Origin of the sequence: Methylocaldum sp. RMAD-M, from assembly GCF_017832375.1 — a bacterium.
Lineage (GTDB): Bacteria > Pseudomonadota > Gammaproteobacteria > Methylococcales > Methylococcaceae > Methylocaldum.
Window position 1 is genome coordinate 24243 of the sequence record NZ_JAFIBZ010000021.1, and the last position, 13083, is coordinate 37325.

At 58.5% G+C, this 13083-nt stretch carries 12 protein-coding genes; 8 read left to right on the forward strand and 4 right to left on the reverse strand.

What is annotated here, in order from left to right; all coding sequences use genetic code 11:
• Positions 1 to 42 precede the first annotated feature (42 nt).
• From purL to dapA, 3 genes are all read right to left on the reverse strand, one after another.
• Positions 43 to 3921 (reverse strand): phosphoribosylformylglycinamidine synthase, encoded by a 3879-nt coding sequence (purL, locus tag JOD69_RS17470; protein WP_086134599.1) that lies wholly within the window; start codon positions 3919 to 3921, stop codon positions 43 to 45.
• Positions 3922 to 3984: 63 nt separating this feature from the next.
• Positions 3985 to 4659, reverse strand: a complete 675-nt coding sequence (bamC, locus tag JOD69_RS17475) for an outer membrane protein assembly factor BamC (protein ID WP_086134598.1) — start codon at positions 4657 to 4659, stop codon at positions 3985 to 3987.
• Positions 4660 to 4672: 13 nt separating this feature from the next.
• Positions 4673 to 5548 (reverse strand): 4-hydroxy-tetrahydrodipicolinate synthase, encoded by an 876-nt coding sequence (dapA, locus tag JOD69_RS17480; RefSeq protein ID WP_077731349.1) that lies wholly within the window; start codon positions 5546 to 5548, stop codon positions 4673 to 4675.
• A gap of 179 nt (positions 5549 to 5727) precedes the next feature.
• On the opposite strand from dapA, the gene JOD69_RS17485 reads away from it, so the two are divergent.
• The 6 genes from JOD69_RS17485 (at position 5728) to JOD69_RS25270 (ending at position 10522) form a co-directional block, all read left to right on the forward strand.
• Positions 5728 to 6255 carry an ACT domain-containing protein gene (locus JOD69_RS17485; protein ID WP_077731413.1) on the forward strand — a complete coding sequence of 176 codons (528 nt, stop codon included), beginning with the start codon at positions 5728 to 5730 and terminating at the stop codon, positions 6253 to 6255.
• 13 nt (positions 6256 to 6268) lie between these two features.
• Positions 6269 to 6745 (forward strand): peroxiredoxin, encoded by a 477-nt coding sequence (locus tag JOD69_RS17490; protein ID WP_077731350.1) that lies wholly within the window; start codon positions 6269 to 6271, stop codon positions 6743 to 6745.
• Between the two features lie 46 nt (positions 6746 to 6791).
• The gene (locus JOD69_RS17495; RefSeq protein WP_077731351.1) at positions 6792 to 8210 is read left to right on the forward strand and encodes a PhoH family protein; all 1419 of its coding nucleotides are present in this window, start codon (positions 6792 to 6794) and stop codon (positions 8208 to 8210) included.
• A gap of 97 nt (positions 8211 to 8307) precedes the next feature.
• Complete coding sequence (locus JOD69_RS17500; RefSeq protein WP_077731352.1) at positions 8308 to 8625, forward strand: hypothetical protein; 318 nt, start codon at positions 8308 to 8310, stop codon at positions 8623 to 8625.
• A 318-nt stretch (positions 8626 to 8943) separates the two neighbouring features.
• Positions 8944 to 9303: a hypothetical protein gene (locus JOD69_RS17505; protein WP_133718976.1), complete on the forward strand. Its 360-nt coding sequence runs from the start codon at positions 8944 to 8946 to the stop codon at positions 9301 to 9303.
• 154 nt (positions 9304 to 9457) lie between these two features.
• Entirely contained in the window at positions 9458 to 10522 is a 1065-nt protein-coding gene (locus tag JOD69_RS25270) for a tetratricopeptide repeat protein (protein ID WP_086134597.1), read from the forward strand.
• Between the two features lie 69 nt (positions 10523 to 10591).
• Here the strand turns inward: JOD69_RS25270 and JOD69_RS17515 are convergent, their stop codons facing one another.
• Complete coding sequence (locus tag JOD69_RS17515) at positions 10592 to 10945, reverse strand: TRL domain-containing protein (protein ID WP_166642705.1); 354 nt, start codon at positions 10943 to 10945, stop codon at positions 10592 to 10594.
• A gap of 949 nt (positions 10946 to 11894) precedes the next feature.
• Between JOD69_RS17515 and JOD69_RS17520 the strand changes: the two genes are divergently transcribed.
• The gene (locus JOD69_RS17520) at positions 11895 to 12743 is read left to right on the forward strand and encodes a patatin-like phospholipase family protein (protein WP_205780948.1); all 849 of its coding nucleotides are present in this window, start codon (positions 11895 to 11897) and stop codon (positions 12741 to 12743) included.
• 4 nt (positions 12744 to 12747) lie between these two features.
• Positions 12748 to 13059 carry a hypothetical protein gene (locus JOD69_RS17525; RefSeq protein ID WP_168183700.1) on the forward strand — a complete coding sequence of 104 codons (312 nt, stop codon included), beginning with the start codon at positions 12748 to 12750 and terminating at the stop codon, positions 13057 to 13059.
• Positions 13060 to 13083 lie beyond the last annotated feature (24 nt).

Genomic DNA, 13083 nt, shown 5'->3' on the forward strand with positions numbered 1-13083 from the left:
CCCAATATGGAGGTGAGACCTGGTTTTTCAAGTACTCGCGAATCAGCCGACCCAGACCCTTGCATTTCGAAACAGACGCATCCACGGACCGTACTCGCCCCATGTCCTCGGATGCCAGGAATTCTGCACGGTACGGAAGCACCGTTCCGGATGCGGCATCATGATGGTGAAGCGACCGTCAAGGGTAGTCAAACCGGTAATCCCCAGCGGCGAGCCGTTCGGATTATGTGGAAATGCCTCGGTAATTTTTCCGTAAGTATCCGTGTAACAGAGCGAGACTACGCCGAGGCTGAGCGCCTTGCGCGTATCGTCGTGAAATTCAGCCCGCCCTTCGCCGTGCGAGACGACAACCGGGATGCGCGATCCTTCCATGCCGGCAAACAAGATGGACGGCGACCGCTGGACTTCCACCAATGCGACGCGCGCTTCGAATTGCTCCGACTCGTTGCGGACGAAGCGTGGCCAGTGCACGGCGCCGGGAATCAACCCAGCGAGATGTGACATCATCTGGCAGCCGTTGCAAACGCCCAGACCGAATGTATCCTGCCGTTCGAAGAACGCCTGGAATTCGTCGCGGCCACGGCTATTGAGCAATATCGATTTCGCCCAACCGCCCCCGGCGCCCAAGACGTCGCCATAAGAAAATCCACCGCAAGCGGCCAAACCGACGAAATCGCGAAGGCTCGCGTGTCCCGACAGGATATCGCTCATATGCACATCTACCGCCGTGAAGCCGGCGCGGTCGAACGCCGCCGCCATCTCCACATGGCCATTCACGCCCTGTTCCCGGAGTATCGCCACGCGCGGACGACCTTTAGCAATAAAAGGCGCAGCGACATCGCCGTCGGGATCGAAGCTCAGCTCGGCGCTAAGGCCGGGGTCGTTCTCGTCCACGATGGCTTCGAATTCCTGCCGTGCGCAGTCCGGATTATCGCGCAAGGCCTGCATGCGATAGCTGGTTTCCGCCCAAGTCCGCTGCAGTTCGGCGCGGGACTGCGACAGCAAGATCTCATCGCCCCGCCAGAACGCGATTTGCTTGTCGGTATTGGGCATGCCGATAACATGGCTGATCCCGTGGAGCCCCGACCGATCGAGCAGCTCCGTGACCGCGCTCAAGTCTGTCTCGCGAACCTGCACCACGGCCCCCAATTCTTCGCAAAACAGCGCAGCAACCGCGTCTTCGCCAAGAGCGGAAATGTCGATTTCGAGGCCGCAACGTGCCGCGAAAGCCATTTCGGAGAGCGTCGCGAACAACCCGCCGTCGGACCGGTCATGATAAGCCAGCAACCGGCCGTCCTCGTTCAAGGATTGGATTGCGGCGAAAAAGGATTTGAACAACGCCGGATCGTCGAGATCCGGGGATTCGCCCCCCATTTGTCCGTAGACTTGAGCCAGGGCGGAACCGCCCAATCGATTCCTGCCCTGGCCGAGATCGATCAGAATCAGGCGCGTCGGACCGCAGTCGAGCCGTAGCTCCGGCGTCAAGGTGCGGCGAACGTCAATGACCGGCGCGAATGCTGAAATGATCAGCGACAGCGGCGACGTCATGACGACATCGCGTTCGTTCTGCCGCCATACCGTTTTCATGGACAGCGAATCTTTCCCAACCGGAATGGCGATGCCCAGGGCGGGACACAGGTCCAGACCAACAGCTTTTACCGTATCGAACAGCTTGGCGTCTTCACCGGACGCGCCGGCTGCCGCCATCCAGTTGGCGGAAAGCTTCACCTGGCTTAAGGAGCCGATACTGGCGGCTGCGATATTGGTCAAAGCCTCTCCGACAGCCATGCGGCCGGATGCCGGGGCATCGATGACCGCCAAGGGCGTACGCTCCCCCATGGCCATCGCTTCGCCGGTATACGCCCGAAAACCCGAGACCGTCACCGCTACGTCCGCGACCGGTACCTGCCATGGTCCGACCATTTGATCGCGCGCCACCAAACCACCGACCGAACGATCCCCGATCGTGATCAAAAAACGCTTATCCGCTACGGCAGGAAAATTCAATACTCGCCGAGCCGCCTCGCGGATTGCTATGCCATCACGGCAAATGGGAGATTGCGCGCCACGATTTCTCGTGACATCGCGCCGCATCTTCGGCGGCTTGCCGAATAGCAGCGCCATGGGAATATCGATCGGGTGGGTACCGAATTGACTGTCGCTGAGGACCAGGCGCTCTTCTTCCGTCGCGTAGCCGATCACGGCATAGGGACAGCGCTCGCGCTCGCAGAAGGCCCGAAATCGGTCCACTGCCTCCGGTTTGAGCGCGAGCACGTATCGTTCCTGCGATTCGTTGCACCAAATCTGCATCGGTGACATGCCCGGCTCGTCGATGAGTATGTTCCGCAGTTCGAAACGCCCGCCCCGACCCGAGTCGTGAATGATCTCGGGCACTGCATTCGACAACCCGCCGGCGCCGACATCGTGGATGGACAAGATTGGGTTGTCCTCGCCCAACGCGGTGCAGCGGTTGATCACTTCCTGGCAGCGCCGCTGCATCTCGGGGTTTTCCCGCTGGACGGACGCGAAGTCCAAATCCTCGGCGCTCTCCCCCGATGCCACGGAAGATGCGGCGCCACCGCCAAGACCGATGAGCATGGCGGGGCCGCCGAGCACCACGATGGGCGCGCCGGGCGGGATCGTTTCCTTGGCAAGATGCTGCGGCCGGATATTTCCCATTCCGCCGGCGATCATGATCGGCTTGTGATAGCCATGCAGCCCTGAACCGTCCGGAGCCGGCTGTTCGAATGCGCGGAAATAGCCGCACAAGTTAGGGCGGCCGAATTCATTGTTGAACGCCGCCCCGCCGATCGGTCCTTGCAGCATGATTTCGAGGGCGGAGGCGATCCGGTCCGGCTTGCCGTGATCCCGTTCCCACGGCTGCTCGAATCCCGGGATGCGAAGGTGGGATACGGAAAAGCCGGTGAGTCCGGCTTTGGTTTGCGACCCCCGTCCGGTAGCCGCCTCATCGCGAATTTCACCTCCGGAACCGGTCGCGGCACCGGGATGAGGAGAAACGGCGGTCGGATGATTATGGGTCTCCACCTTCATCAGAATATGTACCGGTTCCTCTCGATAACTGTATTCCAGCGTTTCCGTGTCGCGCAGAAACACGTTCGCGGTGCTGCCCCGAACGACGGCGGCATTATCCCGGTATGCGGATAGAACTCCTTCCGGAGACTGCTCGGTCGTGTTTCTGATCATGCCGAACAGGGTTTCGCTTCGAGTCTCGCCGTCGATGCGCCAGTTGGCGTTGAAAATTTTGTGCCGGCAATGTTCGGAGTTGGCCTGGGCAAACATCATCAGTTCGACGTCGGACGGATTCCGTCGAAGCGCCGTGAAGCTTTCGACCAAATAATCCAATTCATCCTCGGACAAAGCCAACCCAAGCCTGCGGTTTGCCTTGATCAGCGCCCATTTCCCCTCTTCGAGCAAAGGAATATATTCCATCGGCGCCGGAGCATGGTGTTGGAACAGCAGTTCCTCCTGTCCCCGCGTGAGCACCGTTTGGGTCATCCGGTCATGGATCAAAGCCTTTATGGCATCTCGATTGGAGAGCTTAATTTCGTTGGCGCTGCGGATGCGGTATTCGATTCCCCTTTCCACACGCAGAACGGCGGCCAGATTGCTACGCCGCACGATATCGGTCGCCTTGCTGGACCAAGGGGAGATCGTGCCGAGTCGCGGCACCACCAAAAAATAGTCGCCCGCGGCGCTGCGTGAATCGTGCGCCGGCCCGTAAGCCAATACGCTTTCCAGGGTACGTTTCTCCAACCCATTCAACGCGCGCTTGATCTCGGCAAAATGCACGTAAGCGGCCGAGACTTCGATGATGGACGGCTCGACGCTCTGAAGATCGGTCAACAGCTTTTGCAAGCGAAATGCTGAGAGGGCGGGAGGGCCGGGAAACTTGGCAAACATGGTCTGACTTTTAACTATGGTCAGCGATAACACCTATCGCTTGTTGGAAACAACGCGGAAAAGTTATTCCTTTTCCGGTTCCTGGGGTTCTCCGAGCGACTGCAGGGTTTGGTGCAACCGCTTGAGCAGCTCGAATCCCGGCCCTTCGCTCTGAGGCTTGCCTTCTTGGTCGAGAACATAGATCACGACTACGTCCCGCCTGTCCTCCAACTTGATGCGATATTCCTTCGCGGGCGTTTCGGAACCCGTGAAGAAGGAGCCGATGTCGCCCAGGAACCCGCGGTCTTCGTAAGGCTTATCGTCACCGCTGAAATAGACATAATAGACTCCGTCCGACCGGTTTTGATCGCTGACTTCCAGCCTGAGCCGGCCAAGCGCCTTGCCCACCTCGTTCCAGGCCTCGGCATAGGGCGCTTCGAGCTCGATCAGCGGAATGTCTTCGGAATTTTGCGCTAACGTGGCCTGTGATCCACTCGGCTGATCGTCGGCCTTGGTTTGTGTCTCCGCGGCCGGACTGTACCGATCCGAGCGATCCCTGTTTTCACCCGCCGCGGGTCGCTCGTCGCCCCCTTCGATGGTCGATGCCTGCAAATCCGGCGGGATTTCCAAGGCGGGAATCTCTGAGCTGTACTTATATTGTTTCTGCTTATCGGGAAACAGCCCGGCAACGAAACTGCAACCGCTCAAGACGAAAACGCTTGAGGCCAAAATAACCGCTCTGGGAACGAATCGATTCATGTTGCATTAAACGTTAGATCACACCGGCTTGGCGCATCGCGCTGCGCACCGGCTCACGGCAGCTTTCCGACAGCCAAGTCAGCGGCAGGCGAATGCCTGCGTCGATAAGTCCCAGTTCGTGCACCGCCCATTTGGCCGGGATGGGATTCGATTCGATGAACAAATCGCGATGGAGAGCGGCCAGCTTGGCATCGATGGCGCGGGCGGTCTCCGCATCGCCGGCGATCGCCGCGGCGCACATCTCGTGCATCAGCTTGGGCGCCACGTTGGCCGTTACCGAAATCACCCCTTTTCCTCCGAGGAGACAGAACTCGCACGCGGTTGCATCATCGCCCGAATAAAGGAGGAAATCCGGACCGCACAAGCGCATAATCTCTCTCTCCCGATCCAAATTGCCAGTGGCCTCTTTGATGCCGACAATATTGGGAATTTGGGCAAGACGCGCGACCGTTGCAGGCAGCATGTCGCACGCGGTTCGGCCGGGAACGTTATAAAGAATCTGAGGGATGTCCACCGCCTCGGCAACGGCTTTATAGTGAAGATAAAGTCCTTCCTGCGTGGGCTTATTGTAATAAGGCGTCACCAACAGACAGGCATCCGCCCCCGCGTCCTTGGCTCGCGCCGTCAGGTTGATCGCTTCGGTGGTGGAATTGGCGCCGGTGCCGGCAATTACGGGAATCCTGCCGCCGACCCGGTCCACTACAAATTGAATAACGCGGCAGTGCTCCGCCTCATCGAGAGTCGCCGATTCTCCGGTGGTTCCCACGGCAACGATGGCATCGGTTCCCTGTTCGATATGAAATTCGATCAAACGGCTCAAACTTTCGTCGTCCAATGTGCCGTCCCGTTTCATCGGGGTCACCAACGCGACGATGCTACCTTGAATCATGCAACTTAACTCGGTTCAATAAAAAGAACATGTTACCGTGCGCCGCCGGCATCTGACAACCGCGTAAGCCGTGTAACCGCGGGAAACCCGGCGGGAATCGAAGCTCCGCCGGCTGCGGCACCAACTGGATGAAAGTGATACACTTTTCGCATTTTTTCATGAAGAGAAACAACACGTCTATGCAGCTCGTCATCACCGTCCTTGGCGAAGATCGCCCGGATCTGATCGTGGAAATCACCCGCGCCATCAAGGACTGCAAATGCACGATTCTCGAAAGCCGCATGACCGAGCTGGGGCATGAATTCGCCGGCCATTTATTGGTCGAAGGCAATTGGAATCATATCGTGCGGCTGGAAAGCGCATTCGAAAATCTGGCCAACCGCTTTGCGATGAAGATCAACACGCTGCGCGGACGTGAGCCGGAAGATAGAGAAGACAATACCCTGCCCTATGCGATCGACATCTTCGCCACCGATCAAATCAACAGCATTCACGAGCTCAGCGTGTTTCTCGCCAGCCGCAACATCAAAATTCTGGATCTCAGCACCAGCCGCTATCCGGCTCCCTTCAGCGGTACCCCATTGTTTCTCGCGCATATGGTCGTCAAAATCCCGACCGGAATGCGCATCGTCTCGCTGCGCGACGAATTCCTGGACTTCTGCGATCAGCAGAACCTGGATGCCATACTCGAACCCGTAAAACGCTAAAATCGGAATCATCATGACCACAACCTCTCCGGGCCATGCCGCGCCGAATTTTTCGGCTCCGGGCACTTCGGGCAAGACCATCACGCTTCAGGATTATCGAGATAAGTACGTCGTCCTTTACTTCTATCCCAAAGACAACACGCCCGGCTGTACGCAGGAAGGACAAGATTTTCGCGATCTGTACGCCGAATTTCAGGATTTGAACGCCGAGATTCTGGGCATCTCGCGCGACACAGTAAAGTCCCACGAAAACTTCAAATGCAAGTTCGAATTTCCGTTCGAACTGATTTCCGACCAGGACGAAACGATCTGCAAGCTGTACGACGTCATCAAGATGAAAAACATGTACGGCAAGCAGGTCCGAGGCATCGAGCGCAGCACCTTTCTCATCGACCCGGCCGGCGCGATTGCCGCCGAATGGCGGAAAGTCAGCGTCAAAGGCCATGCAACAGAGGTTCTGGGAAAAATCCGGGAATTGATCGGCCGCTAACGCGCCCTTTCAGTCCGCGATCCCCGTATTCCAACCGCAATACAATATGACCCAAGATCAAACCCCAGAGCGCAAGCTTTTCATACTCGATACCAACGTGCTGATGCACGATCCGGCCTCGCTGTTCCGCTTTCAGGAGCACGACATATACATCCCCATGATCGTGCTGGAAGAATTGGACCATTCGAAAAAGGGCCTGTCGGACGTCGCCCGCAATGCCCGTCAGGCCAGCCGCTTTCTGGACGAATTGATCCAACACGCCGATATCCATGCGATCAGCAACGGTATTCCTCTAAATCAACTGCAATACGCGTCCCGAATCGACGAAAAATGCAGCGGACGCTTGTTTTTTCAGGTTCGGCGCATGGACTCGGTGCTTCCGGAAAGCCTGCCCGGCGATTTGCCCGACAATTCCATACTCGCCACCATGCTGGCCTTGTCTGAAGAACAGCCGGAAACCCAGGTGGTGCTGGTGTCGAAAGACATCAATATGCGGATCAAGGCCTCGGTGCTCGGAATACGGGCCGAGGACTACCACAGCGATCAGGTACTGGACGACATCAATCTGCTATACAGCGGAGCGTTCGAGCTCCCGCTCGATTTCTGGGAAACCCACGGCAGCAAGATGGACTCCTGGCAGGACCAACAGGGCCGTACCTTTTACCGCGTCTCCGGTCCATCGTTGAAAGACTGGTATCCCAATCAGTTTCTTTACCTTCCCGACGAATCGAATTTCGAAGCCATCGTCCGCAGCAAGGAGAGCGGCAGCGCCATCATCGAACTGGCCCGCGACTACCGAACCCCGCAGCACGCGGTGTGGGGCATTCAGGCGCGCAACCGGGAGCAGAATTTTGCCTTCAATGTGCTGCTTGATCCGGAGATCGACTTCGTCACCCTGCTGGGCACCGCCGGAACCGGCAAGACATTGCTGACTCTGGCGGCTGGTCTTGCCATGACGCTCGAGCAGAAAATCTACCGAGAAATCGTGATGACACGGGAAACGATCCCTTTGGGCGAAGACATCGGATTTCTGCCCGGCACCGAGGAGGAAAAGATGACGCCCTGGATGGGTGCGCTGCTCGATAATCTGGAGTTGTTGAGCAGCCATGAAAACGGCTCCACTTGGGAGCGGCAGGCCACCAACACCTTGCTGTTGAACCGCGTCAAGATGCGTTCTCTCAACTTCATGCGCGGCCGCACTTTCCTGAATCGCTTCATCATTCTCGACGAGGCGCAAAACCTGACGTCGAAGCAGATGAAGACGCTGATTACCCGGGCCGGTCCCGGCAGCAAGATCGTCTGTCTCGGCAACATCGCCCAGATCGATACCCCTTACCTGACCGGCACGACGTCGGGGCTTACCTACGTGGTCGATCGGTTCAAGGACTGGCCCCATGCGGCCCACATCACCTTGAAGCGGGGCGAGCGCTCCCGCCTGGCGGATTTTGCCGCGGATACTCTATAAGAGATAGATAGGGCCGGCGAAAACTCGCTACGACGCATGAGAATCCGGTGGACCAGGCAAGGTCTAATAAAGGACATTACGGGTAGAGTAAAGATCCTTGGACGAAAAAAACCCAGCCGGACGGGAATCTGAAACCTGGTATCGCATCCGGCTGACACGCGACGAATACGAAGGCGGAGAAGTAGCCGTCATCCGGGGCACGTTCCGGCGCATCTACATTGCCCGGAACGGGCCAAAGGGAATGGCCATGTATGGAACCGAGTCCGATGATGAAACGGCTTACTTCGTCTATTTCACGCCCGAGTCTCTGCCCCATGTTCGCGTCTTGATAAAAGCCTATTCTGCGGAACCCCACGCACCGCCGCCCCTCCGCCGACTTTCCCTGATCTTTGGCGAAGAACCGAATCGAACCTGACGCACCGATGCGCGTTGTTGCCGATAAGTCTATGTTTTAGCGTTGGAATCGCCGACCCGCGATGGGGCCGGTTTGAGCACCGGCGCTTCAGACACTGCTCAAACACCGCTGACTCGACTTGACGGTCAGCCCTCGAATGCGGTCTATTTCCCAGGCTAAATCCATCAAACCGCCTTCTGCTTGAAGGCTCGCCCGGACTTCTTGGCATTTAGCGGAGCCGTCCGAGCGAAGCATCACGCTCATCGACTCGAAGCGAAACATGAATGCGTTTCTGCCTCGGCTGCAGGGCGGGCAGCGTTGACATCTGAGATAACGAGAATGACGACACAATATGACGAAAAAGAGATGAGCTCCGTCGTGCGAGCTCTGATTTGGGATGGGATTTGTTTACTCGGGGACACGGCCACCCCGGATTCAATCGCGGACTATGTGATAAAGCGGTTCGATCCGGACGGCAAGCTGTCTCCGCTCATGGCGCATGCGGCTTGGAGCGGGGCACGACAACTGGCGGTCGAAGAAATGGCCTGGCATGAATCGGGGCTTGAAACCGCCGGAACTCGAAATGGTTTGAGCGCGGCGACTGCCCGACTGCTGATCGAAAATGCGGTACTGCAAGCAAAAACCGAAGCGCAAACGGCCGTAGGCCGTTTGTCAAAAGACGCCAGCTCCGGAATGTGAATATTTCACAGACGCGCGAGTTGTTTGCGCCTCTAATCTCACTAGGATATCGAGGGTCAGGGATGGCCCACGGATGCGAGCATCGGCACCGGGAAGCTTCTGCGAGGAAAGCACCGTAAGCATAGGCCGATCCACTAATCAGGCGGAGTAGGCTGTGCCTCATTGCGATATCTTTATCTGCTACGACCACGTCTCCGCAGCCACTCCGGCATTGGCCCTTTATCGGTACCTGCGCCGCTATTTTCATCCGGAACGAATCGTCGTCGAACACTGGGACGCTCGCCCGGAAAGCTCTCGTATCGAGCAGCTAAAGGATTATATCCGTCAATCCCGGGTGATTCTGTTCTTGATCACTGGTGACGGGAGCAACAAAGCCAAAGCCGCCTCTTCCTCAGACACCGACATTCCCTATTCCGACCTCCTTCTGCACGAGCTATCGCTGAACAGCGGCAAAACGCTTATTCCCATCCTGTATGGCGGCACACCTACATCACGTGAATTCGCCATATATAATCCGTTCCATTGGACGGGAACGGAAAACGAATCGCAGCTCGTCGAGCTGGCACGCCTGATCACCACGGCGACGGGAATAGCGGCATCGCAACAGAATAGCGATGCTTCGCCCCCACCTTCCCCGGGTGAACACGATTCGGCTGCGCGCACAACCGAGCCGATCGCGAAGGCCGTCCGTGCCAGCATCCCGCCACTCTTATTCGGTACATTCCAGGGAAACCGTATCGGCGAACCCAGTGTACAAACGTTCCTAAACAGGGCTCCGAAGTCCGACGATCTCAAGAACGTAATGACACTACAGCGAGAGGCCGAATCGCTCTGGCTCGCAGGCGACTTTATCAAAGCTCGAATATTGCAGGAAATGGCGCTCGACGCATGCTGCCGGACGCTGGGAAAAGAACATCCGGACACCTTAACCGCCCTGTGCAACCTGGCGGAGATGTTCTGGGCGCTAGGCAATCTCGACGAGGCGAAAGTGCTGCATCAGCAGGTATTGGACGTCCGCCGGTACGTATTGGGCGATCGGCACCCCGACACGACGGCCGCGGCCTGGAATCTCTTTCTGACCTTGACCCAGAGTTCCGATCACGCGGCAGCCGGACATGTCATTCAACAATATTTGAGCTGGCTCCAGGATAGCGCCCCGGAACTGCTATCTCCGGAACAACAGCGCATTCGCGACATGATCCGCCAGTTTTTCGCCTGAGATGACCACCTTACGCGCACGAACCTCGCACGGTCTTCCCATAACCCGATCCGCCCGTCGCGAAATCGGTCAGTCTCCGGACACGATCAGCGTGTATCGATAAAAAATAGGTGCGACATAGCTCTCGTACCGCCAGTCGACAGTCCTGATATTGGTTATGCCGCCAGCGGCCGCCGCCGCTTGAACACTGCAATCCCCCCAACCCGCGATGAACAGCACCGCCTTACAGCTCGCCGTGCCCTGCTTCAGACCCGGTCCCCTAGCGCCTTCCGAGCCGGCGGCGACTTGAACGGGGAGAATCATATCGGTGGAGATGGCGCCTGCCGGCAACCAGGTCATGTTGGGGCCGGATACGCATCCGGCCAAAAAAAGCATGGCGATAGACGAGAACCCGATTCTTACAACATTCCGTGTTGACTTCATAATTCCCTCCGTCATTAGAGTTTGAGGCGTCCCAGGAAGCTTACCTTATCAATCGAGGCAACAACTCCCAATGCCGTGAGGCCTCAATCACTGCCGAAGCCTTGGCAGCTTCGACGTCGATTACAACAGGGCCTGCGCACCGGAGTGATCGGATTGAGGTCTCAATGCAATTTTCGATCTTGCGCAAGGGAGAATGTTCCGCGCTTAGGCTTGGTTCATGGGAAACCGGTGCCTTCGAGCCCATGCTCCCGCCCTGCGGCATACGAAGATTTACCAATTTCCGGTCTCTTCGGCGTTGCGTTGGATGACCGACTTTGCAGCACGACCCGACGCTCTCCGGCTCCGTCGCGGATCCGCGAGATCGAGACAATCCGCGGTTTCCGCGGCAGAACTCCATGGTCGGACGTTTTCAGATGTTTAAGAAACGATCCACCGGCAAAGCCGGTGGCTTTCGACGGCTGGCCCCTCAAAGGGGCCTGACCGCCATCGGGCAAAAGCCATGTCGTCACCCCGACAGGGAAGGGGCCGACTAAAGGCCCGTTTGCGATTGGAGTGCCGGGGTCCAGTGACCACGGATGGTTTCGACCGTTCACAATCCCTGTGAACTGGATTCATGCCGGGCGATCCTGCCCGGCACCCTTCGGGCGCGATGCGTGCAAACCGGCCTCGCCACGCTACGCCGTCCCGCTTCGCTCGCGAGTCCTGGGCAGTCCTTCCCTGGCCTGCCCGCTCGCCGCATTGCGCCTCGCCCTGCCGGTTTGTCCGGCACAAATTTGCCCGGAGCAAATTTGGACGTGCGCAGCACGGTCCGAAGGACGAACCCCAAGGACGGGGTGAGCAATCCCTGCCGGAATGACGGCTTAACTTAATGGCATTGCGGCAGAGCCGGGGGTTTTCCCGCGATAAATAACGATGCGGCTGGTCATCGCTGCTCTCCCGGAGTGGGCCCATGAATGGAATAATTTCGCACGACCACTCGTTCGGCTTGCTCCTGCTCGCCGCCATTGTCTGCCTTTCCGCCTGTTCGCTGCCCACGCGGCGACCCGCAGTCCCGCAAGCCTGGTCAGAAAAAGCCCAAGTCGTCGGTTTGCCCGGAATCCGTTACGTGGTTCGCACCGAGATGCCGGAATTTGTCCAAGATGCGATGGAAACCTTCTACCGGGAGCGCGCCTACCTTACCCGACAGAACCAGGCGGACACGCTTCCCCCGGCCAACTTCCTGGCCCTTTCGGGAGGGGGCGATAATGGGGCCTTCGGCGCCGGGCTCTTGTGCGGCTGGACCGCGGGGGGTACCCGGCCCGTATTCAAAGGCGTCACCGGCATCAGCACCGGCGCCTTGATCGCGCCGTTCGCATTTCTGGGACCGAAGTACGATTCGGCCCTAAGGGAGGTCTACGCCCAGTCCGCGCCCAAGGGTATTCTGGAGGCACGCTATTTTCTGGCGGCGATCTTCGAAGATGCCCTGGCCATTTTGTCCGGATGCGCGTCCAGCGACGTCACCACGCGCCAGCCGTACACGGGCGAAAGGGTCGCCCGCCCCGACCGCATCATCGTCCATGACTTTGCCGCGACCTCCGCCGATGTTCCGGCCGGGTCCGCTCTCGCGGGCCGATCTGCCGAACACCCGACGCTGCAAACGGCGGAGCAGATCGAGACCGGTCGCCAGCTGGGTGCTCATGTCGCGAAGGAGTTGGTCGCGGAGATCCGGGACATGGGGCTTCCGGCAGTGCGGGCCGCGGGTCGGCGACCTGGTAATCAGGGCCTATTCCGTCTCCATCGACCCGGGCAGCGCCGGTGAGCGTGTGCTGGTCGGTTTCGGCTCCGGGGCCGCCGAGCTGAGGACGGTGGTAGAAGGCTATCTGATGACCAGGCAGGGTCTGCGCCGACTTGGATCGGGCCAACTCGAATCCGGGGGTAGCAAAACGCCAGGCATGCTGGTGGGCGTCGCAACCCTCGCCGCGACCGGAAACCCCATCAGCCTTATCGTCGGCGGCGCGTCGAAACTCAGGGGAGAGGAGAAAGGCTTGGAGACGATCGAAGGCGCCGCCCAGCGGACTGCCCAGGAAATCGCCGAGAAACTGCGGGTGAAATTCCAGGAACAGGGCTGGATCTGATCGGGTGAAACGACAAGGGGGTCG